The 21065-nt window shown below is 66.5% G+C and carries 24 protein-coding genes; 9 read left to right on the forward strand and 15 right to left on the reverse strand.

The features are described from left to right. Positions 1 to 3 precede the first annotated feature (3 nt). The 5 genes from CH339_RS00455 to CH339_RS00475 all read right to left on the reverse strand — a co-directional run bounded on the left by CH339_RS00455 (position 4) and on the right by CH339_RS00475 (position 4228). Positions 4 to 357, reverse strand: a complete 354-nt coding sequence (locus tag CH339_RS00455) for a CidA/LrgA family protein (RefSeq protein ID WP_111432292.1) — start codon at positions 355 to 357, stop codon at positions 4 to 6. An 83-nt stretch (positions 358 to 440) separates the two neighbouring features. Next, a complete protein-coding gene (gene ychF, locus CH339_RS00460; RefSeq protein ID WP_111432293.1) occupies positions 441 to 1538 on the reverse strand; it encodes a redox-regulated ATPase YchF in 1098 nt (365 codons plus the stop codon). Positions 1539 to 1641: 103 nt separating this feature from the next. Then, on the reverse strand, positions 1642 to 2403 hold the full coding sequence (gene pth, locus CH339_RS00465; RefSeq protein ID WP_111432294.1) for an aminoacyl-tRNA hydrolase: 762 nt from the start codon (positions 2401 to 2403) through the stop codon (positions 1642 to 1644). 33 nt (positions 2404 to 2436) lie between these two features. Then, positions 2437 to 3120: a 50S ribosomal protein L25/general stress protein Ctc gene (locus CH339_RS00470; protein ID WP_111432295.1), complete on the reverse strand. Its 684-nt coding sequence runs from the start codon at positions 3118 to 3120 to the stop codon at positions 2437 to 2439. A 175-nt stretch (positions 3121 to 3295) separates the two neighbouring features. After that, complete coding sequence (locus CH339_RS00475) at positions 3296 to 4228, reverse strand: ribose-phosphate pyrophosphokinase (protein WP_111432296.1); 933 nt, start codon at positions 4226 to 4228, stop codon at positions 3296 to 3298. Between the two features lie 419 nt (positions 4229 to 4647). On the opposite strand from CH339_RS00475, the gene CH339_RS00480 reads away from it, so the two are divergent. Then, complete coding sequence (locus tag CH339_RS00480) at positions 4648 to 5505, forward strand: EamA family transporter (protein WP_111432297.1); 858 nt, start codon at positions 4648 to 4650, stop codon at positions 5503 to 5505. A gap of 20 nt (positions 5506 to 5525) precedes the next feature. Here the strand turns inward: CH339_RS00480 and CH339_RS00485 are convergent, their stop codons facing one another. Next, positions 5526 to 6125, reverse strand: coding sequence for a LysE family translocator (locus tag CH339_RS00485; RefSeq protein WP_111432298.1), 600 nt, complete (start codon positions 6123 to 6125; stop codon positions 5526 to 5528). Between the two features lie 92 nt (positions 6126 to 6217). Here CH339_RS00485 and CH339_RS00490 point away from each other — a divergent pair, with 92 nt between their 5' ends. Further along, the gene (locus CH339_RS00490; protein ID WP_111432299.1) at positions 6218 to 7021 is read left to right on the forward strand and encodes an AraC family transcriptional regulator; all 804 of its coding nucleotides are present in this window, start codon (positions 6218 to 6220) and stop codon (positions 7019 to 7021) included. 18 nt (positions 7022 to 7039) lie between these two features. Here the strand turns inward: CH339_RS00490 and CH339_RS00495 are convergent, their stop codons facing one another. Then, positions 7040 to 8017 (reverse strand): nucleoside recognition domain-containing protein, encoded by a 978-nt coding sequence (locus CH339_RS00495; protein WP_111432300.1) that lies wholly within the window; start codon positions 8015 to 8017, stop codon positions 7040 to 7042. A gap of 119 nt (positions 8018 to 8136) precedes the next feature. On the opposite strand from CH339_RS00495, the gene CH339_RS00500 reads away from it, so the two are divergent. Then, positions 8137 to 8589: an Lrp/AsnC family transcriptional regulator gene (locus CH339_RS00500; protein ID WP_111432301.1), complete on the forward strand. Its 453-nt coding sequence runs from the start codon at positions 8137 to 8139 to the stop codon at positions 8587 to 8589. 21 nt (positions 8590 to 8610) lie between these two features. Here the strand turns inward: CH339_RS00500 and CH339_RS00505 are convergent, their stop codons facing one another. The 5 genes from CH339_RS00505 to lgt form a co-directional block, all read right to left on the reverse strand. Then, the gene (locus CH339_RS00505; RefSeq protein ID WP_111432302.1) at positions 8611 to 9123 is read right to left on the reverse strand and encodes a hypothetical protein; all 513 of its coding nucleotides are present in this window, start codon (positions 9121 to 9123) and stop codon (positions 8611 to 8613) included. A 101-nt stretch (positions 9124 to 9224) separates the two neighbouring features. Continuing rightward, the gene (locus tag CH339_RS00510; protein WP_111432303.1) at positions 9225 to 10376 is read right to left on the reverse strand and encodes a M24 family metallopeptidase; all 1152 of its coding nucleotides are present in this window, start codon (positions 10374 to 10376) and stop codon (positions 9225 to 9227) included. A gap of 73 nt (positions 10377 to 10449) precedes the next feature. After that, the gene (gene pgeF, locus CH339_RS00515; protein WP_245408083.1) at positions 10450 to 11232 is read right to left on the reverse strand and encodes a peptidoglycan editing factor PgeF; all 783 of its coding nucleotides are present in this window, start codon (positions 11230 to 11232) and stop codon (positions 10450 to 10452) included. Positions 11233 to 11249: 17 nt separating this feature from the next. Then, complete coding sequence (locus CH339_RS00520; protein ID WP_111432305.1) at positions 11250 to 12359, reverse strand: class I SAM-dependent methyltransferase; 1110 nt, start codon at positions 12357 to 12359, stop codon at positions 11250 to 11252. Beyond that, positions 12356 to 13213, reverse strand: a complete 858-nt coding sequence (lgt, locus tag CH339_RS00525) for a prolipoprotein diacylglyceryl transferase (protein ID WP_111432489.1) — start codon at positions 13211 to 13213, stop codon at positions 12356 to 12358. The genes CH339_RS00520 and lgt overlap by 4 nt, the downstream gene beginning before the upstream one ends. A gap of 258 nt (positions 13214 to 13471) precedes the next feature. Here lgt and CH339_RS00530 point away from each other — a divergent pair, with 258 nt between their 5' ends. From CH339_RS00530 to CH339_RS00550, 5 genes are all read left to right on the forward strand, one after another. After that, the gene (locus CH339_RS00530) at positions 13472 to 13792 is read left to right on the forward strand and encodes an accessory factor UbiK family protein (RefSeq protein ID WP_111432306.1); all 321 of its coding nucleotides are present in this window, start codon (positions 13472 to 13474) and stop codon (positions 13790 to 13792) included. 353 nt (positions 13793 to 14145) lie between these two features. Further along, positions 14146 to 14646: a type III secretion system chaperone family protein gene (locus CH339_RS00535; RefSeq protein WP_111432307.1), complete on the forward strand. Its 501-nt coding sequence runs from the start codon at positions 14146 to 14148 to the stop codon at positions 14644 to 14646. After that, the gene (gene proC, locus CH339_RS00540) at positions 14643 to 15464 is read left to right on the forward strand and encodes a pyrroline-5-carboxylate reductase (RefSeq protein ID WP_111432308.1); all 822 of its coding nucleotides are present in this window, start codon (positions 14643 to 14645) and stop codon (positions 15462 to 15464) included. Before CH339_RS00535 ends, proC begins: the two co-directional genes overlap by 4 nt. A gap of 83 nt (positions 15465 to 15547) precedes the next feature. Further along, positions 15548 to 16207, forward strand: coding sequence for a TetR/AcrR family transcriptional regulator (locus CH339_RS00545; RefSeq protein ID WP_111432309.1), 660 nt, complete (start codon positions 15548 to 15550; stop codon positions 16205 to 16207). Between the two features lie 25 nt (positions 16208 to 16232). Further along, complete coding sequence (locus CH339_RS00550; protein ID WP_111432310.1) at positions 16233 to 16589, forward strand: tRNA-binding protein; 357 nt, start codon at positions 16233 to 16235, stop codon at positions 16587 to 16589. A gap of 599 nt (positions 16590 to 17188) precedes the next feature. Here CH339_RS00550 and CH339_RS00555 read toward each other — a convergent pair. The 3 genes from CH339_RS00555 to CH339_RS00565 are packed head-to-tail and all read right to left on the reverse strand — an operon-like array spanning position 17189 to position 19871. Further along, the gene (locus tag CH339_RS00555; RefSeq protein WP_111432311.1) at positions 17189 to 18586 is read right to left on the reverse strand and encodes an ATP-binding protein; all 1398 of its coding nucleotides are present in this window, start codon (positions 18584 to 18586) and stop codon (positions 17189 to 17191) included. A gap of 10 nt (positions 18587 to 18596) precedes the next feature. Next, positions 18597 to 19301 (reverse strand): response regulator, encoded by a 705-nt coding sequence (locus tag CH339_RS00560; protein WP_111432312.1) that lies wholly within the window; start codon positions 19299 to 19301, stop codon positions 18597 to 18599. Between the two features lie 36 nt (positions 19302 to 19337). Then, positions 19338 to 19871 carry a MarR family winged helix-turn-helix transcriptional regulator gene (locus CH339_RS00565; protein ID WP_111432313.1) on the reverse strand — a complete coding sequence of 178 codons (534 nt, stop codon included), beginning with the start codon at positions 19869 to 19871 and terminating at the stop codon, positions 19338 to 19340. A gap of 246 nt (positions 19872 to 20117) precedes the next feature. On the opposite strand from CH339_RS00565, the gene CH339_RS00570 reads away from it, so the two are divergent. After that, on the forward strand, positions 20118 to 21020 hold the full coding sequence (locus CH339_RS00570) for a branched-chain amino acid aminotransferase (protein ID WP_111432314.1): 903 nt from the start codon (positions 20118 to 20120) through the stop codon (positions 21018 to 21020). Positions 21021 to 21065: the final 45 nt, after the last annotated feature.

Genomic DNA, 21065 nt, shown 5'->3' on the forward strand with positions numbered 1-21065 from the left:
GGCTCAGCCCTTTTCCGTGTCGCCGCGCCGGCCGAACCAGGCCATGATCGTGGCGGTCACCGCGATGGTGAGGACGGTGCTGACGACAAGCGCTGCGCCGATCGGCAGGGCTTCAGAAGCGATCAGCCGGAAATGCAGCATGACGCCGACGCCGGCCGGCACGAACAGCAGCGACAGGTGAGCGAGCAGCGTGTCGGCGACCCTGGCAAGGTCGGCCGGGACGCTGCCGCGAAGGGCGAGGAAGGCGAACAAGAGGACCATGCCGACGACCGGGCCGGGCACGGGCAGGCCGAGGAAATGTGTGATCAGTTCGCCGGCGAGCTGGCAGGAAAAGATGAGCGTCAGATAGGCGAGCATGGAACGGCCCGTGTGTTTGGCAATGCCGAGAGGAGAGCCGGTAGCGCGGGCAAGGTCAAGCGGGCGTTGGCCCGCGCAGGCCTCTAGGTATTGAACTTGAAGAGCATGACGTCGCCGTCCTGGGTGACGTATTCCTTGCCTTCGTCGCGGGCCTTGCCGGCGGTCTTGGCGCCCTGTTCGCCGCCGCAGGCGACGAAGTCGTCAAAGGCGATGGTCTGGGCGCGGATGAAGCCGCGCTCGAAGTCGCTGTGGATGACGCCGGCGGCCTGGGGAGCCTTTGCACCCCGGTAGACGGTCCAGGCGCGGGCCTCCTTCGGCCCGGCGGTGAAGAAGGTGATCAGGTGGAGGAGGTCGTAGCCGGCGCGGATCAGCCGGTCGAGGCCCGGCTCCTCAAGGCCGATGGTCTCCAGGAACTCGGCCTGCTCGTCCGCCGAGAGCTGGGCGATCTCCGCCTCGATGGCAGCGGAAATGACGACGGCGGCAGCGCCCTGGGAGGCGGCCATTTCCTCGACCTTGGCGGAGAGCGCGTTGCCCGTTCCGGCCGATTCCTCGTCGACATTGCAGACATAGAGGACCGGCTTGGAGGTCAACAGGTTGAGGGCCTTGAAGGCAGCCTCGTCGTCTTTGGCAACGTCCAGCAGGCGCGCCGGCTTGCCGTCCTGGAGGAGGGCGAGCGCGCCCTCCATCACCGGCAGGACGGCCTTTGCCTCCTTGTCGCCGACCTGCGCCTTCTTGCGCAGCGCCACGATGCGGCGCTCCAGGCTCTCAAGGTCGGCAAGCATCAGCTCGGTCTCGACGGTCTCGGCGTCGGTGACGGGATCGATGCGGCCGTCGACATGGGTGACGTCGCCGTCCTCAAAGCAGCGCAAGACATGGACGACGGCGTCGACCTCGCGGATGTTGGCGAGGAACTGGTTGCCGAGGCCCTCGCCCTTGGAGGCGCCGCGCACCAGGCCGGCGATGTCGACGAAGGTGATGCGGGTCGGCACGATGTTGGCCGAGCCGGCGAATTCGGCGATCTTGTCGAGCCGCGGATCGGGCACGGCGACCTCGCCGGTGTTCGGCTCGATGGTGCAGAACGGATAGTTGGCGGCCTGGGCCGCCGCGGTCTTGGTCAGGGCGTTGAACAGCGTCGACTTGCCGACATTCGGCAGACCGACGATCCCGCATTTGAAACCCATGGTCTTTTCGTCTTTCCGGTTGGGCGCTTAATGCCCGAGGTCTTTAGCTTGGCATCGGGTGATTCCGAAAACCGGTGCCCACTTTTCGGCCCGATGCCCGAAATCAGTCATGCTTTCCGAACAGCCGGGCGAGGCCCTCGGCCAGCGCGCCGCGCTTTTGCGGCTCGGCAGGCTTGTCCGCCGTCGCCGGTTTTTCTGCCGGCGTGTCGGCCGCCTTCGGATCGGGCTTCGCCTCCGGCTTGTCGTTCTTCTTTCCGCCACCCTTGCCCTTTGCCGGCTTCTTCGGCCCGGTGGGGCTGCCGCCGAGCGCCAGGTGCAGCTTGTTGGCGAAGGCGGAATCGGCGCCGGTCGCTAAGAGCACCGCGTTGTCGGCAATGGCGTCGAGCAACGGCTCCAGCCAGTCGAGGTCCGCCTTGGCGAAGTCCTTCAGGACATAGGAATGGACCAGCTCCTTGCGGCCGGGATGGCCGATGCCGAGGCGCAGGCGCCGGTAGCGGTCGCCGATCTGGGAGGTGATGGACCTGAGGCCGTTGTGGCCGCCATGGCCGCCGCCGGTCTTCATCCGCGTCTTTGCCGGCGGCAGGTCGAGTTCGTCATGGATGACGACCACGTCCTCGGGCTGAAGCTTGTAGAAGCGGACGACCTCGCCGACGGCGCGGCCGGATTCGTTCATATAGGTCATCGGCTTGACGAGAAGCACCTTCTCGCTGCCGAGATGGCCGTCGGCGACCTCCGCCTGGAATTTCCGCCGCCAGGGCGAGAAGCCATGGCGGCGGTGTACGGCGTCGACGGCCATGAAGCCGATATTGTGGCGATTGTCGGCGTAGTCGGAGCCGGGATTGCCAAGGCCAACGAGTATGAACATGGCCGGCCCTCCCGGCTTGCCGTCCGGGACCGATTACTGCTCGGAGCCGTCTTCGGACTTCTCCGAACCGTCTTCCCCGCCTTCGCCCTCGCCCTCGGCTTCCGCCTCGGCTTCGGCCGCTTCGGCTTCTTCCTCTTCCTCCTCCTGGAGGCCGGCAGGAGCCGCGATGGTGGCGATGGTGAAGTCGCGGTCGGTGATCGCCGGGGTCACCCCTTCCGGCAGGGTCACCGCCGAAATGTGGATGGAATCGCCGAGATCGAGGCCGGCAAGGTCCAGTTCCAGATTGTCCGGAATGGCGTCGACCGGGCAGTCGAGTTCGACCGTGTAGCGAACGACGTTGAGGACGCCGCCGCGCTTCAGACCCTTGCTCGACTCTTCGTTGATGAAGGTCACCGGCACTTCGACGGTCAGCTTGGCACCCTTGGTGATGCGCAGGAAGTCGATGTGCAGGAGTTCGTCGCGAACCGGGTGAAGCTGGAAGTCGCGCGGGATGACCCGGGACTTCTTGCCGTCGACATTGACGGTGGCGACCGTGGTCATGAAGGCGCCGCCATGCAGACGCATGGTCATGTCCTTCAAATCGACCGCAATCGGCTCGGGGGATTTCTTGTCGCCGTAAATCACGGCAGGAATCTTGTTCTCGCGGCGCAATGCACGTGCGGCCCCCTTGCCAACCCGCTCGCGCACCGTGGCCGCTATCTCGTAGCTCTCGCTCATCGGTGTCTCCTTAAAGAAAAAAGGCCGCAAAAACTTGCGTGCCTGATCAGACGCCGCCTCCAGGGGTGCAAGCGCCGCGGGCCGCTTATAGTGGAGAGCGCGTCGAAGGGCAAGATGGCGCCGGGGCGCGGCACCCCGGTTTCTTGCCGTTTCTCGTTAAGGCGCCCGATCGATCCTAGTCGAAGAGGCTGGAGACCGATTTTTCCAGGGCCGTGCGGTTGATCGCTTCGCCCAGCAGCGGGGCGATCGACAGGAGCCGGATGTTCGGCGCGGCGTTGATCGCCGCCGTCGGCTCGATGGAGTTGGAGATCACCAGTTCTTCCAGCCGCGAGGCCGTGATGCGCGCAACGGCGCCGCCGGACAGCACGCCGTGGGTGATATAGGCGATGACGCCGGTGGCGCCCTTTTCCAAGAGCGCATTGGCGGCGTTGCACAGCGTGCCGCCGGAATCGACGATGTCGTCGATGAGGATGCAGCGCCGGCCTTCCACGTCGCCGATGATGTTCATGACCTCCGACTCGCCCGGCTTGTCGCGGCGCTTGTCGACGATGGCGAGCGGCGCATCGATGCGCTTGGCGAGCGCGCGGGCGCGCACGACGCCGCCGACATCCGGCGAGACCACCATCAGATTGTCGCTCTGGTAGCGCTCCTTGATGTCGCGGGTCATCACCGGCGCGGCATAGAGGTTGTCGGTCGGGATGTCGAAGAAGCCCTGGATCTGGCCGGCATGGAGGTCGAGGGTGAGCACTCGGTTGGCGCCGGAGCCGGCGATCAGGTTGGCGACGAGCTTGGCCGAGATCGGCGTGCGCGGCCCGTGCTTGCGGTCCTGGCGGGCATAGCCGAAATAGGGCAGCACCGCGGTGACGCGTCTTGCCGAGGCGCGCCGCGCCGCGTCCATAATGATCAAGAGCTCCATCAGGTTGTCGTTCGCCGGGTAGCTCGTCGACTGGATGACGAAGACGTCCTGGCCGCGGACGTTTTCCAGGATCTCCACATAGATCTCCTGGTCGGCAAAGCGGCGGACCTGGCACTTGCAGAGCGGGACTTCGAGATAGGCGGAAATCTCTTCGGCAAGCGCCCGGTTGGAATTTCCGGCGACGAGCATCATGGGCGGGTACGTTTCTATCTGGCCACTGGTTTCGCTCGACGGGCGAGCGCTCAGTGCGCTGGGGACTGCAAACCACGCCGGGCGCACGACTTTTCGCTGCGGCGCTGAGGGCTTCCTTCTAGCAACGCTGTGGCGGGCGCACAACAGGAGGATGCCTTACGCGGTGGATGGGCGGACCGGGCTCCGCCCGCGTCAGCGCATCCGTCTTTACAATTATCGGCGGACGGCTAATCTTCAGGTGCCCATCCATGTGCAGCTAGGGTTCCGCCGAGCCGCCAGGTCAAACTGGCGAGCATCGGGTCCGGTCCGAGCGCTGTTACGAGCCCGAAATCGGGCAGACACCTTAAAGGCGAAAAAACTAGGGGGGATGGAAGGGCGTGCTTTGGCACGTCCGTTCACACCCGGCCTTTGAGGTTTTCATGACACCCCTCGGTTTCGCTCTCGTCCTGGCGGCGGCGCTCTGCCACGCCACCTGGAATTTCTTCGTCAAACGGATCAATGGCGGCCCGGAGTTGATCTGGTTGTTTTCGGTGCTGTCGGTAGCGCTCTACCTGCCGCTGGCGGTGGCGATCTGGGTTCGCTCCGCTGCCTTCGATCTCACCCAGCTCTCCTTCATCGCCGGCAGCACCGGCCTTCATCTCGGCTATTTCCTCGTCCTTCAGGCCGGCTATCGCACGGGCGATCTGTCGCTCGTCTATCCGACCGCGCGGGCGACGGGCCCGCTGCTGTCGTCCGGGCTCGCCGTCGCCGTCCTCGGCGAGGCGATTTCCTGGCAGATCGCGGCCGGGGCCGTCGTCATCGTCTTCGGCGTCTTCATGCTGACGGGCGGCGTGAGGCGATCGGCGGGCAATGCCACCGTCTCGCTCGCCTTCGGCATCGGCGCCGGAACGCTGATCGGCAGCTACACGGCGTGGGACGCCTATGCGGTCTCGGCGCTTGCCGTGCCGCCGCTACTGATGGACTACGCCTCCAGCGCCGGGCGCAGCATCGTCCTTGCCCCCGTCGCCTTCCGGCGCCGGGCCGACGTCTTGCGGCACTGGCGGGAGCACCGGGGCGGCGTTCTGGCGATCGCGGTCTTCAATCCGCTCGCCTATATCCTCGTCCTCGTCGCGCTGACCTTCACGCCGGTGGTGTTCGTGGCGCCGATCCGGGAAATCAGCGTGCTCGTCACCGTCCTGATGGGCAGCCTTCTTCTCGGCGAGGGCAATCTGCGTCACCGGCTTGGCTGGTCGGCGGTGATCCTTGCCGGGGTGGTGCTGTTGGCGTCTTCCGCGTGAGTGCCACAGGGCGGGTTCGGTCACATCCCGATGACGGCGAAGGCGACCGAGACCAGCAGCATGGCCGCAAAGGCGATGTTGACGATGCGCCCGAGCGTGGGATCGGCCAGGAACCGCGAAAAGACCGAGCCGAAGGCGAGCCAGACGGTCGCGAAGACGACGACGGCAAGGCCGAGGGCGGCGATCTTGGCCGCGGCATCGGCAAAGGCGTCGCCGGCGATGAGCGTGTGGCTGGTGAAGACGGCGCCGATCGCCGCATAGGCCTTGGGGTTGGCGAGCGCCAGGATGAGGCCGGGTGCGAAGGCTGGCGCGGTCTCGTCGCCGGCCTTTCGGCTGCCGACGGGGGCGGTGGCGATCTTGAAGGCGAGATAGAGGATGTAGGCGGCGGCAGCGACCGTCAGAAGCACGACCAGTGCCGGCTCGGCAAGGATCAGGGCCGTTGCGCCGCTCGCCACCAGTACCAGGATCGCCCAGGTGCCGAGGACGATGCCGGCCCAGTAGGGCAGGCCGCGGCGGAAGCCGTAGGCGGTGCCGACGCCGGCAAGGCTGAGGGTCGCCGGGCCTGGGCTCGCCATCAGCGGCAGGGCGGTCAGCCAGAGGAGCAGGAGGTCGTTTGTCATTGTCGCCGGATTGGTCAATTCTGAGGATCGGTGCTTGTGACAAGCATTCTTGTGACGAGTATTCCGGCAATCGACGGGCGGGTCTTGAACGAATGTGCAAGGGCCAGGACATCGGCACGATCCGGCCTCTGGCGGCCAGCGAGGGCGTGCAGGTCTTCGAGGCCTCCGCTTTGCGCTATGCCTTCGCGCCGCATCGGCACGACGCCTATGTGGTCGGCATCACCACGCACGGGGTGCAGAGCTTCCGCTATCGGCGCGAGGCGCGGGCGTCGCTGCCCGGCCAGGCCTTCGTCATCCACCCGGACGAGCAGCATGACGGGCATCCCGGTACCGAGGCGGGCTATGGCTATCGCACGGCCTATCTGGCGCCGGACCTGATCGCCGAGGCGCTCGGCGGACGGTCGCTGCCCTTCGTCGGCGATGTGATCAGCGGCGATGCCGGGTTGCTCGCTGCGCTGCGCGAGCTTTTTGCGGTTGCCGATCCGGCGGCGGACGATCTCGGGGTCGTCTCGTCGGTGACACGGCTTGCCGATGTGTTTGCACGCATGGCCGGCGCGTCGGCCGGGAAATGCGCGCAGGACTGGCCGGCGATGCGGCGCATCCGCGATCATCTGCTTGCCGAATGGCGGGACGGCGTGTCGATGGCGGCACTGGAGACGGAGCACGGCCTCGACCGGTTCGCCATCTCCCGCGGGTTCCGGCGCCATTTCGGCGTCAGCCCGCACCGGTTCCTGGTGCTCAGGCGGCTGGAGCGGGCGCAACGCGACATCCGCGCCGGAGCGAGCCTTGCTGATGCGGCGCTTGGCTCAGGCTTTGCCGACCAGGCCCACATGACCCGCCAGTTCCGCCGCGCCTTTGGGGTCACGCCGGGGGTGTGGCGGCGGCTGGTGGGGTGAAATCGCGAGGGCCGTGATTCAGCCGCCTTGCGTGCCGAGCGCGGCGGGGCGGCAAGCCCAGATGTAGAACGTTTTCTCCGACATCCTTCGGACGAGCGCGGCAACGACGGCGGTTGCGGCGATGGCGAAGGCCAGGCGGCCGAGGAGGATGCCGCCGACGTCGGCGCCGAGCGCCATGACGATGAGCGTGTCCTCGATGATGCTGTGGGCGAAGCCCATGAAAACGCAGGCGATGAAGACCTGGCGCGGGGACACCGTGCCGGACCGGGCCTCGCGGATCAGGAGGCCGCCGCCATAGGAAATGCCAAGGAAGAGGCCGATGGCGGCGAACTGGCCGGCCTCGCGCCGAACCCCCGCAAGCCGCAGTCCGGGGGCGAGGCCTGCCATCATCAGGTCGAGCAGCCCGATCCGCTTCAGGATTTCCAGGCCGAAGGACAGGGCCAGCAAAATGACGAGCATGGAGGCCATGGTCTCCGCGAGGCCGACGGCAAAGGCGGACCAGTCGGCGGGGGCGCCCATCGGGATCCAGGCCGGTGCCACGGGGACCGACAGCCAGCCGGTGGCCGCGTAAAGACGGTGCAGCAGGAACGCGTAGGCGAGGGCGCCCGCGAGCCGCAGCAGCGTCGTCAGCAACATCGCCGGCCCGGCCTTCTGAATGATCTTCTGCTCCATGGGCAGGCCGTGGGCGATTACCAGAAGCGCCGAAAACACCGTGATGTCGGCGACGCTGAGAGACCCTGCCGGGACGAGGGCAAAGACCAGCGGGACGGCGCCCCAGACGCCGACCAGCAGGCCGGTCAGCCACGCCAGACCTAGTTCGGGCGGCAGCCCAACAAGGGCCATGACGGGCGCGAAGGCCGGGGCGACCGCCTCGATGACACCGAGCTGCGACAATAGCTCCGTCAGCACGGCGACCGGCACCATGATGCGGGCGAGCACCCAGTATATCTGAAGCGTTTCCAGGGTCTTCAGTCGGACGACGTCGAGAACTGCCATTGCCGGCCTCCTTCGGGATTGCCCTTTTCTGGTATCCCGGGCCGGTTCGAATTTGCGGTCTAATATTGCAGTCTTATGCAATTTTATTGCACGCTGGCCGAAAGCCGTGGGAAGGCGCGATGGACCGTCTCGACAGAAAGCTCCTGAACCTTTTGCAGCGCGATGCGTCGCGCACGAATGTGGCGTTGTCGGAAGAGGTCGGGCTCTCGCCGTCGAGTTGCCTGCGTCGCGTGCGGCGGCTCAGCCGGTCGGGGATCATCGAGCGCATCGTCGCGATCCTCGATCCCGCCCGCGCCGGCCGGGTCCTGAAGGCGCTGGTCACGGTCGAGCTCAAGCTGCACGGCGAACAGCACATGCGCCGGTTTCTCGACCTCGCCGTTGCCGAGGAGGCCGTCGCCCAGGCCTATGCGGTGACCGGCGAGATCGACGTGGTGCTGGTGCTGCGCTTGCGCGACATGGAGGAGTTCGACGGCCTGTGCGACCGGTTGTTCCGCGACCGGACCAACGTCGCGCGCTTCTTCACGATGATGGTCATCCGCACGGCCAAGGACGAGACGGCGATCCCGCTTTGATCGTCGTGGCGATCTTCGCTGCTAAGCCTGCCGGGCTCCGCCCTGCAGCCAGGATTTGATCTCGATGACGGTGCGGGCGGCGATGTTCTTCAGGGCGTCGTTTTCGACGCCGTTCCAGGGATCGCCGTCGGAGCCTTCGGAAACTTCCTGGCCGGTGATGCGATGGACACGCGTGTTGCCGGAAAAGATATCGTAGACATAGACGATGGTGGCGCCGGAGTCGCTGCCGACGGCGGTGAGATACCCGCGGACCCGGTAGGTCGCCTCGGCGTCGAGCCGGCGCACCAGGTTGAGGTTCTGGCGCTGGGCCTCGACGCCGATGCGCTTGGCGAGTTCGTCGGCGCGGTTGCCCGGCATGCCGATGAACGGCTCGAAGGCGATGGTGGCATCGCTCGCCGGCACCGGCGGCGGCGCGGCGGCGGGCGGCGGGGTGGCGCCGAGGGCGCCCGGCGTCGGCGGGCTGCCGTTCGGGCCGCAGCCGGCAAGGAGCGAGGTCGCTGCCAGGGCGATGAGGAGGAAAAGCCGCGTCGTCATTGTTTTATCATCCCGTCCGTCAAGATCGGCCGGCCGTGCCCGCCGTCGTCGCCATAGGCTACCCGGCTCTTCCTAGCAAATCCCGAACGGCCGTTGCGAGGCTATTTGGTGACGAGGTCGAGGCTCAGCTTCGACAGCGGCTCGGGCGCTCCGTCGGTGGTCAGGTACGTGCGGCCGAGGGTCATCGCCGTCTCGGTCGAGGAATCGGCAAGGATGATGTGGACGAAGAGCACCATGTCCGGCACCACCTCGGCGCGGTTGTCGCGGTAGAACATCGGCCAGTCCATCCAGGACGGCGCGAAGCGGGCGCCGAGGGAGTAGCCGCAGGCGTTGAGCCGGTGCGGGGCAAGGCCGCGGGAGTCCGATTCGCGCGCATAGGTCTCGAAAACGTCGGCGAACTTGGTGCCGGGCTTCAGGACCTTCTCGATCTCGGCGATGGTCTCGCGCGCCGATTCGTAGAGTTCCAGGTGCCGCTTGGTCGGCTCGCCGACGATGACGGTGCGCATCAGCGCTGCATGGTAGTGGTGGGCGACGCCAGCGATCTCCATGGTGATCTGGTCCTGGGCCTCCAGCTTGCGGCGGCCGGACTTGTAGCGGCACAGCAGCGCGTCCGGGCCGGAGCCGATGACGAAGGGGTTGCCGGGATAGTCGCCGCCGGCCTCAAAGACCGCGTTCTGCATGGCGGCGAGGATGTGGCCCTCATTGGCGCCCGGCTCGATGCTCGCAATGCCGGCCTCAAGCGCGGCATCGCCATAGGCGGCGGCCTCGCGCACGACCGCGATTTCCGCCGGCGACTTGACCGCGCGCAGCGGCGGGATCAGGTCGGAGGCGTCCTCGGCGCGGGCGAAGGAGCGCAGCATCTCGTCCAGCACCCGCGCATTGCTGCCGATCAGGCCGTGGGTGTTGTATTCGACGCCAATGCGGGCGCCGAGGAGATCGAGATCGTCGAGCAGATCGCGCAGCGGCCCGGCCGGATTGCGGGCGCCCCGCTCCTGCCAGACCCGGACGTCGTCGATCAGCGAGGTGTGCTTGGCCTGGCGCAGGTCCGGCGCGCGCGTGAACAGCACGAACTGGTCCTTGCGGGTGAAGATCAGGCACTGGAAGAAGGCGAACCCGAAGGTGTCGTAGCCGGTCAGCCAGTACATGCTCTCCTGGGCGAAGATGAGCATGGCATCCAGATGCCGCTCGTCCATCTTCTCCAGCACCTGCGCTCGTCGGTCGTCGTATTCTTCCAGCGGGAAATGAAGGGCCATGTGTCTCTCCCTCGTCGGCCGCACCGGCCGTTCTGTCTTTATGGAGCGATCGGCGCCGCTCCTTGCTGTCGGCTCAGCCGGCCAGGACGATTGCCGAGGCCAGCCGGCCGTAGTCGGGTTCCCGGCGGTGGGTCGCCCGGCGATAGGAGTAGAAACGGGCCTCGTCCGCGTAGGTGCACAGCCCCAGCATCGCCGCCTTCTTCACGCCGCATCTTTCAAGTCGCTGCATAATGTAACCCGGCAAGTCAAAGTATTTGTGGCCGTCGCGTTCGGCATCGCCGAAAAAGCGCCGATTGGTCGCATCCTCGTCCAGAAACCTTTCGACGAATTCCGGCCCGACCTCATAGTTCTTCACCGAGATCGTCGGGCCGAGGACGGCATGGATACGCTCCCGGCGCGCGCCTTTTCCTTCCATCGCCGCAATGGTGTTGTCCAGAACGCCCCCGACGGCGCCTTTCCATCCGGCGTGGGCGGCGCCGACGACGCCGGCATCCGCATCGGCAAAGAGCACCGGCCCGCAGTCGGCCGTGGTGACGCCGACGGCGATCCCCGGCGTTGCGGTGACGACGGCATCGACGCGCGGGCGTTCCTCGGCGCCCCAGGGGGCGTCGAGCACGGCGACGTCGGGCGAATGGATCTGGTAGGGCAGGGCGAGCCGGTCGGCGGCAACGTCGAGGCCGTCCGCGACTCGCCTGCGATTTTCCAGAACCGCCTCGCGGTCGTCGTCGGAGCCGAGGCCGATATTGAGGCTCTGATAAACCCCTTTGGAAACGCCGCCATTGCGCGTAAAGAAGCCGTGGCGAATGCCCGTGAGCGCGGCGAGGTCCGGCGCTTCGATCATGGATCCCCGTTTCATTAGCAAGTCATCATTCTTCATGGATCGTGCGGTGCTGCGGGCCGGCTGTCAAACGGTTCCGGCAGGATTCCGGGGCCGGTGACGGCCAGCACCTTGAAGAGATGGCCCATGGCGTCGGGGCCTGCAAGGCGCTCCACCGCATCGCGAATGTCGTTCTGCACCCTTTCCTCCTGGCCGTGGCCGAGCCGGCCGGCGCGCTCGATGAGGCCCAGTCTGAGGAGAAAATCGGCCTGAGTAAGGCCGGAATGGGCGACGGCTCCCGCTGCCTCGGCTGCTTCGCCAAGGGCCTGGAAATCCACATGGGCTGTGAGGTCGGCCTGGCCCGGTTTTTTCAGCGGGTCCGCATAGGCGTGGCCGCGGACGGCCTGGAAGGTGTCGCCGGGCGCGGTTGCGAGGTGCCCGTAGTCGATGGCAAGGGCGCCGCCGCCGTGCTTCACGATACGATCCGCGATCGCGGCCATTGCAGCGGTGCTTGCCGGCGAGGTCTCCAGGATGGCGCCCACTTTGGCGCCGCGGCAGGCCGCCGGCACGGCGGTGTCGGGCAGGCGGGTGGAGCCGACGACGAAGGCCAGGGCCCCATCCGCATCGAGGCCGACGAGGCGTTCCTGCCAGCCGCTCTCCGTCCGCACGAACTGGTGGACCGGCAGGGCGTCGAAGAACTCGTTGGCGACGACCAGCGCCGGGCCGTCCGGCACGTCCTCGAAGCGGTCGTGCCACTCGGGTGTCAGGGGTGCGCCGCTCAACGTTTCGGCCTGGCGCTGTTTCAGCGCCGGGCTGATCTCGACGAGATGCAGGGAAGCGGCCTTCAGGAAGGCCGGGTCAAGGCTGGCGACGCGCAAAAAATCGGCCATCAGCGTGCCGCGCCCGGGGCCCAGCTCGACGAGGCGGACGGGATCCGGCGCGCCGATCTTGTACCAGAGTGCAAGGGTCCAGGCGCCGATCAGCTCGCCGAACATCTGGCTCACTTCCGGAGCGGTCACGAAGTCGCCGGCCGTGCCGAAGGGATCGCCGCGCATGTAGTAGCCGTCCCCCGGGTCGGCGAGGCATTCGGCCATATAGGCGGCAACGGTGATCGGCCCGGTCTCGCGGATGCGGGCGACGAGCCGGTCGCTGAGCGTATCGGTCATCGGCGCGGCGCCCCCGCGCCTTCGCTACCGGCGGCGCGGGCCTTGCGGCGTGCGGCCCAGGTCATCAGGGCGATGCCGACGAGGATCATCGGCAGCGACAGCAGCATGCCCATGGTCAGGCCACCGGCGAGGAAGCCGATATGGGCGTCGGGCATGCGGAAGAACTCGCCGATGACGCGGGTGCAGCCATAGAGCGCGGCGAAGGCGCCGGCGATGAAGCCGGGCTTGTCGAGCACCTTTGCTTTGTGGGTGAGGAGGCGCAGCAAGAGGAAGAGGACGATGCCCTCGAGGGTGGCCTCGTAGAGCTGGCTCGGGTGGCGCGGAAGCTGGAAATGGTCGGTCGGAAAGACCATCGCCCAGGGCACGTCCGTCGGCCGGCCGAACAGCTCGGCATTGATGAAATTGGCGATGCGCCCGAAGAACAGGCCGAACGGGACGCTTGCCGCGATCACATCGAAGAGGCTCCAGACATTGATGCGGCGGTTGCGGGCGAACAGGATCATGGCGACGACGACGCCGAGGAAGCCGCCATGGAAGGCCATGCCGCCCTGCCAGACCTGGAAGATCTCCAGCGGATTGGCGAGGTAGAAGGCGGGCTTGTAGAACAGCACGTAGCCGAGACGGCCGCCGAGGACGATGCCGAGCGTCGCCCAGACGACGAAATCGTCGATGTCGGTCGGCGTCATCGCCGGCCTGCCGCGCCACAGCTCCTCGCGCGCGGCCAGCCGGCGAGCATACCACCAGCCGAGCAGGATGCCGGCGATATAGGCAAGGGCGTACCAGCGGATCGCGAACGGACCGATGGAGATCAGCACCGGGTCTATCGCCGGATAGGGAAGGACGAGGGTCGGCATGTGGGGCCTTTTTGCGGTCGGCGTCGGCGCAGCCTTGCCGGGCCGTGCGAAAAACGTCAAGCGCTGGGACTGGACGAGGCCGCACCCGGCCATGGCGACGTGGCAGGACGATGACGCGGCTGCCTGCCGGTGCCCGTCGCGGCGCTGCGCCCGCCGTGCGGCAAAGCGCGGGGTTGGCCCGGCGCAGTTGAAACCGCAGGCAAACCCGCTTACCTGATAGGAAAGCAGAACCGCCGCCGTGCGCAAGGAATCCCCGATATGACGCAGACCAACAACAAGCTTTTCGACGAATTCGCCAAGCTGATGACCGACGCCTCCGGCGTTGCCCAGGGCATGCGCCGCGAGGTCGAGACCATGGTGCGCGGCCAGGCCGAACGGTTCCTCGCCGATATGGACATCGTCCGCCGCGAGGATTTCGACGCGGCGATGGAACTTGCCGCCAACGCCCGCAAGGAGGCCGACGGGCTCGCTGAGCGGGTCGGCGCGCTGGAGGCCCGGGTGGCCGAACTGGAAGGCAAGGGCGCGGCGCCGAAGAAGCCCGCGAAAAAGCCGGCCGCAAAGGCCGCCGGCAAGGCCTGACGACCCGTGATCTGAGAGAAACAGCCGTTTCGGCGTGCCGTCGCGCGCATGTTGCTATCTGCGGCAGGCGCATTGTGTGCGCTGCGGCATCGACGATGGATACCGGAAATACTGCTAATCCACAGGTGCCTTGGGCCGCATGACCGCAGGGCCTTTCAATATGCGCATCGGGACATCTATACTGATTCTCAAAGGGGATTCGTGCCGGGTGTCACAGTGGTGACGCAATCGGCACCGACGATCCCGCCGGGTGCCCGCTTGAGTCGGTCTTGTTTGGGGCAGATCGGATCGTTCTTTTCGGCGTCGGTGTTTTGCGTTGCCGAACCGGTTCTTTTCTTACGTGCGAGGTCGCCATGAGCCTCATCGATTTCGAGATCGAACGCCACACCAACCCCGTCGACATGATCGAGCAGATCGCCTCGTTCCACGACTGGGCGTTTGAGCGTTCCGGCGACGACGAAATTACCATCTCCATTTCCGGACAGTGGTGCGACTACCACGTCTCGTTCTCCTGGCTGGAGGACATCGAGGCACTGCACCTGGCCTGCGCGTTCGACCTGAAGGTCACCGAACAGCGCAAGATCGAGGTGATGCGGCTCCTGGCGCTGGTCAACGAACAGCTCTGGATGGGCCATTTCGACCTGTGGAACCAGGAAGGCTTCGTCATGTTCCGCCAGTCGCTGTTGCTTGCCGGCGGCGCGGAGGCGACCAGCCAGCAGGTCGAGGGCATGCTCGGCAACGCGCTAGAATCCTGCGAGCGCTACTACCAGGCCTTCCAGTTCGTCGTCTGGGCCGGTCGCAGCGCCAACGAGGCGCTCGACACCGCGCTTTTCGAGACGGCAGGCGAGGCATGAGCCTTGCCGCGGCAACGCCGCTCGTTCTTGCCGGCTCCGGCAAGATGGGCGGGGCGATGCTGGCCGGCTGGCTCGACATGGGGCTCGACCCGGCGGGCGTGACGGTCATCGACCCGGGCCCGCCGCCGGAGATCGCCAACCTGATTTCCCAAAAGGGTATTCGCCTGGAGGCTTCGGCGCCGGACGATGTCACCGCCGCCGTCCTGCTCGTCGCGGTCAAGCCGCAGATGATGGGTGACGTGCTACCCGCCTTGCGGCCGGTGGTCGGGTCCGAGACCGTCGTCGTCTCCATCGCCGCCGGGACGACCATCGCGACGCTGTCGGTAGGCCTCGGTACCGATAACGTGGTGCGCTCCATCCCCAACACGCCGGCCCAGGTCGGCCGCGGCATGACGGTGGCCGTTGCCACATGTGACGTTGGTCGTGCGCAGCGCGCCGTCGTCACGGATCTCCTGTCCGCCGTCGGCAAGGTCGGTTGGGTCGAGGATGAGGAGCTGATCGATGCCGCGACCGGTGTTTCCGGCTCCGGCCCGGCCTATGTGTTCTTTCTCGTCGAAGCGCTGGCGGAAGCTGGCCGTGCGGCTGGACTCGACGCCGATCTCGCCATGACGCTTGCCCGCCAGACCGTCACCGGGGCGGGCGAGCTGCTCCACCGCTCCGATCTCGATGCTGCAACGCTGCGGCAGAATGTCACGTCTCCAGGCGGCACGACCGCTGCCGCGCTGAACGTGCTGATGGCCGAGGAGGGCGGGCTTGCCGGGCTGATGCGCGAGGCGGTTGCGGCTGCAACGAAGCGCTCGCGCGAGCTTGCCGGCTAGCGCCGACAGGAAAACCCACTACCCGTCTACCCTTTTTCCCGCGGCCGCGGCGTCCTATCTTGGCCGCAAAGGAGAGGTGATCCATGGCTACGGACCGCAATCGCAAGAAAATCATCGATGCCTTTATGGCGCTGGCCGAGACCCGCGCCTTCGAGGAGATCTCGCTGGTGGCCATCGCCGAGGAGGCGAAGGTCGACCTTGCCACCCTGCGCGATGCCTATGACGGCAAGCTGGCGATCCTCGCCGACTTCTTCCGTCGCATCGACATGGCGGTGCTGAAGGGCGAGGAAGAGGGCGCGGCCGACGAGACGCCGCGCGACCGGCTGTTCGACGTCGTCATGCGCCGCTTCGATGCGCTGGCGCCCTACAAGGCGGCACTCGCCTCGCTGGGCCATTCGGCAAGGCGCGACCCGTTCCTGACGATGGCGCTCGCCCGGCTTTCGTCCGTCTCCCAGAACTGGATGCTGACGGGGGCCGGGATCGACACCTCGGGGATCGTTGGCCTTGCCAAGGTCAAGGGCATGGTCCTGACCTATGCCAAGGTGTTCCGCACCTGGCTGAAGGATGACGATCCGGGGCTGGCGCGCACCATGTCGGCGCTCGACAAGGAGCTCAGGCGCGGCGAGAAGGTGGTCTCCCGGCTCGAGCGCATGTCCCGGCGCTGCGGCCGGCGGCGTTCGGTCCGCCAGGACGATCATCTGAAGGATTTCCCCGCGGAGGGCGCCGACGCAACGGCCGCCTGATCGGCACATTCCGAAAGGTTCTTCCATGAGCGACGGTGCCCCGGCGCAGCAGATCACGTTCGACGACTTCCTGAAGGTCGATATCCGCGTCGGCACCATCGTCGAGGCCGAGCCCTATCCGGAAGCGCGCAAGCCCGCCTACAAGCTGAAGATCGATTTCGGCCCGGAGATCGGCGTCAAGAAGTCGTCGGCGCAGATCACCGTCAACTACACGCGCGATGAATTGGTCGGTCGGCAGGTGATGGCGGTCGTCAACTTCCCGCCGCGCCAGATCGGCAAGTTCATGTCCGAGGTGCTGACGATGGGCTTTCCCGACGCCAATGGCGAGGTGGTGCTCGCCGCCATCGAGCGCCCGGTGGCGAATGGCGGGCGGCTTTATTGAGGTTGGCGGGGCTTTTGATGCTCCGGCCCTGAAGGCTGCCTGACGGGGCGTTAGCCCCATGGCGCGGCGATAGCGGCGGCTAAATTCCCTTTGACCCAAACACGCTCGTCACCGCGGGCTTGACCCGGGGCCTAGTGCCCTTCTCCACACGGTATGCCGGGTGTTGAGGGAACGGCGCGTTTGCGTGGGTGTCGGCCGTGCCAAGACCCGCCACGGGCTACCGTGTCGATGGGGGCAATGGGCCCCGGCTCTCCGCTTCGCTTCGGCCGGGGTGACGGGAGAGTTTGCGGCAGTGCGGAGCGACACCACTGGCTCGGTCATGCCGGATTGCTTCGCTGCGCTCGCGATGACGGCTTCAGTGGGTTTCCGCAGACTTTTCAACGTCATTGCGAGGAGGCCGACAGGCCGACGCGGCAATCCAGCAAACGGTTGCGACAGGTTACGAGGGTGCGTCGGGCACGAGGCTCGGCTGTCGCCTCGGATGATGGCAGAGACCACCTCTCGGCATTTGGACAACGCACCGCCGCTCTGGATTGCTTCGCTTCGCTCGCAATGACGGAATCTCCCATGATTCCAATCCTATCGCGGGCGCCTGCCTCTTAGATCGGGATGCGGATCGTCGCCCTGAGGCCGCCGAGGGGGGAGCGCGAGAGGCTGATCTCGCCGCCATGGGCCCTTGCGATGTCGCGGACGATGGCGAGGCCGAGGCCGGTGCCGTGGCGGTCCTGGTTGCGGGCCGTGTCGAGGCGGTAGAAAGGCCGGAACACCGTCTCCAGCTCCTCCTCGGGGATGCCCGGGCCGTTGTCGTCGATGACCAGTACGACGGCGTTGCCGGCGTTGCGGGCGGCGATCTCCACATGGTCGGCGTGGCCGGCGGCGTTGGTGACGAGGTTGAGCAGCATCCGCTTGAAGGCGTTCGGCTTCACCGCCACGTCGGTCGTCAGTTCAATGCGCGAGGTGACCGTCGCGCCGAGCGCCTCGGCCTCGATCTCAAGGTCCTCCACGATCGCCGCCAGGTCGGTGGCGGTGACGGTCTCGTCGCCGTCGCCGCGCACGAAGGTGAGATAGGTCTCCAACATCGCCTGCATTTCGTCGACGTCGCGCTTCAGGGCGTCGATCTCCGGGCCCTCGCCGATCAGTTCCAGCTCCAGGCGGAAGCGGGTGAGGACGGTCCTGAGATCATGGCTGACGCCGGCGAGCATGACCGTTCTCTGCTCGATGTGGCGGGCGATGCGGCCGCGCATTTCCAGGAACGCCTCGGTCGCCAGGCGCACCTCGCGCGAGCCGCGCGGCCGCAAATCCGCCACCTCGTGGCCGCGGCCGAGGCTTTCGGCGGCGTTGGCGAGCTGCTGGATCGGGCGGATCTGGTTACGCAGGAACAGGATGGCGATGATGATCAGTACCAGCGAGGTGGAGACCATCCAGATGACGAAGATGTAGGAGTTGGAGGCGTAGGTGTGGCTGCGCTTGGCGAAGATGCGCATGATCGAATGGTCGAGCTGGACGCGGATCTCCACAAGGTCCGAGCGGCCGACCGTGTCGATCCAGAACGGCTTGCCGACTTGCTTGGAAATCTTGCGGCTGAGCGCCCGGTCGAGCAGCGAGAAGAACGGTTTCGGCGCGGGCGGCGGAAGCGGGCCCGGCGGCATCATCACCATGATGATCTGCAGGTCGTCGCGGGCGATTTCGGAGAGCTTTTCGTAGTTGTCGTCCTGGGGATACTGTTCGGCGATGGAGATCAGCGCGGCGATATCGCGCACCGTGGCGTCGGACAGGCGGTTGGTGACGGTCTCCCAGTGACGCTCCATGAAGACGAAGGCGAGCACCGACTGCAGCAGCACCATCGGTGCGACGATGATGATGAGAGCGCGGCCGTAGAGCCCCTTCGGCATGTAGTTGTGGAGGGTGCCGGCGACGATGTTGTAGCCGCCGCGGACGAGCCGCCAGAGGCGGGCGAGGCGCGAGCGGACGGCCGGGGAGGTGTCGCTGGTCGCCATCGCCGGCCCGTCAGTCGCACATCAGCCGGTAGCCGACGCCGCGCACCGTCTGCAGATAGATCGGGTTGGTCGGGTCGGGCTCCAGCTTGCGGCGCAGGCGGTTGATCTGGACGTCGGCGGTGCGCTCGCCGAGATTGCCGTCGCCGCCGATGAGAAGGTGCCGGGGCACGGTCTCGCCAGGCTTTTCGGCAAAGATGCGCAACAGGCCGCGCTCCCGGTCGGTAAGGCGGATGAGGTCGTCGCCCTTTTTCAGCTCGCGCCGATCGAGGTGGAAGGTGAAGGGGCCGAAGCGGACCTCGGTCGGCACGCCGACGGGCTTGGCGTCGCCGCGCTTCAAGAGGTTGCCGAGGCGCAGCAGCAGCTCGCGCGGCTCGAAGGGCTTCGACAGGTAGTCATCGGCGCCGACCTCCAGGCCTTCGATGCGGTGCTCGACCTCGGTGCGGGCGGTCAGCATCAGGATCGGCACGTCGGACGCCTTGCGCAGGGCCGAGGTCAGCTCCAGGCCGCTTTCGCCCGGCATCATGACGTCGATGACGAGGGCGTCGAAGGTCAGCGCCTCCAGCTTGCGCCGTGCGGCGGCGGCGGAATCGGCGACCGTGACGCGGAAGCCGTGATTGCCGAGATAGCGCGACAGCAGGTCGCGGATGCGGCTGTCGTCGTCGATCACCAGAAGGTGCGGGGCATCGTCCGGCGGGTGAACTGCCTGGGTCTCCATGGGGTCTTCATTCCACGCGCGCGGATGCCGCGCGTTCTAGCGTTTCGCCGTCAGCCGCCGGACCTCGGCGCGTTCGGTGTCGTTGACGAGTTGCAGGAGGAAGTCGCGGGCGGCGGCCTCGCTCCCGGCAGGGAGTTTCTCTAGTGCGGCAAGAATACGGTGCGATTGCGGCGCGGCAAGGCGGATCGCCAGGTCGTGGCCGGCCGTCGTGGCGAAAAGCAGGCGCTGGCGGCGATCGAAGGATCCGGTCTGCTGCTCGATGAAGCCGCTTTCCACGAGCTGCTTCAGCACCCGGCCGAGGCTCTGCTTGGTGATCTTCAGGATATCGAGGAGCTCGGTGACGGTGATGCCGGGGTTCCGATTGACGAAATGCAGCACCCGGTGATGGGCGCGCCCGAAGCCGTATTCGGCAAGGATGGTGTCCGGATCGCTGACGAAGTCGCGGTAGGCAAAGAACAAAAGCTCGATCAGCTCGAAGTCGAGATCGGGTTCGCGGACGTCGTCAGCGGCGCCGGCGCCATCCTGTCCAGCCGTGCGTATTTTCGCGGAGGAAGAATTTATGTCAGCCATATTGACTTATTTCGTGTCGATTGTTACCCATATGCCCGTCGAAACGAAATGATCGGTCGCAAGGCCCCATTTCGAGGCATACGAACTTGCGTGGCAGGTCCGTTCCCGGCGGTGTGCACGATATCGATTGTTTTATCGCGACGCAAAAGCCACTGCCCCTTTCCCGGGGGATGAACCGGCGGCCCGCGGACGGATCGCGACGCAGCAACAACAAGGGCGCGAGAGCAAGCGCCAGTGGAGAAAATTATGGCGGGAATTCCTTTCGATCAGCGCGACGGCGAGATCTGGTATGACGGGGCCTATGTCCCCTGGACCGACGCCAAGGTGCATGTGCTGACGCACGGGCTGCATTACGCCAGCGCCGTGTTCGAAGGTGAGCGGGCCTATGGCGGCGCCATCTTCAAGCTTGAAGAGCACACTGACCGGTTGATCGAGTCGGCCCGCGTACTCGGCTTTTCGATTCCCTATTCGGCCGAGGTGATCAACGACGCCTGTAACCAGCTCCTCGTCCGGGCGAACCTGATCGACGCCTATGTGCGGCCGATCGCCTGGCGCGGCAGCGAGATGATGGGCGTGTCGGCGCAGGCCAACACCATCCATCTGGCGATCGCCGCGTGGCAGTGGCCGAGCTATTTCGCGCCGGAAGAGCGGCTGAAGGGCATCCGCCTCGACATGGCCGAATATTGCCGGCCGGATCCGCGTACGGCGCCGTCGAAGTCGAAGGCGGCCGGGCTCTACATGATCTGCACGATCTCAAAGCACGCGGCCGAAGCCAAGGGCTATGCCGATGCCCTGATGCTCGACTGGCGCGGCCAGGTGGCCGAGGCGACCGGCGCCAACGTGTTCTTCGTCAAGGACGGCGTCATCCATACGCCGAAGCCCGACTGCTTCCTCGACGGCATCACGCGGCGCACGGTCATCGGCCTTGCGAAGGCGCGCGGGATCGAGGTGGTGGAGCGGGCGATCCTGCCGGAGGAAATGGAGGGCTTCGAGCAGTGCTTCCTGACCGGTACGGCGGCCGAGGTCACCCCGGTCTCGGAGATCGGCCCCTACAGTTTCACCGTCGGCGACATCACCAAGACGCTGATGGAAGACTACATGGCGGCGGTGCTGCCGCAGGAGCCTGCAAAGGTCGCCGCGGTCGGCTGAGCCGGCGCGTTACCTCCTGAAATTATCAGCGGCCGGGAGAGCGAT

Source organism: Rhodobium orientis (genome assembly GCF_003258835.1).
GTDB lineage: Bacteria > Pseudomonadota > Alphaproteobacteria > Rhizobiales > Rhodobiaceae > Rhodobium > Rhodobium orientis.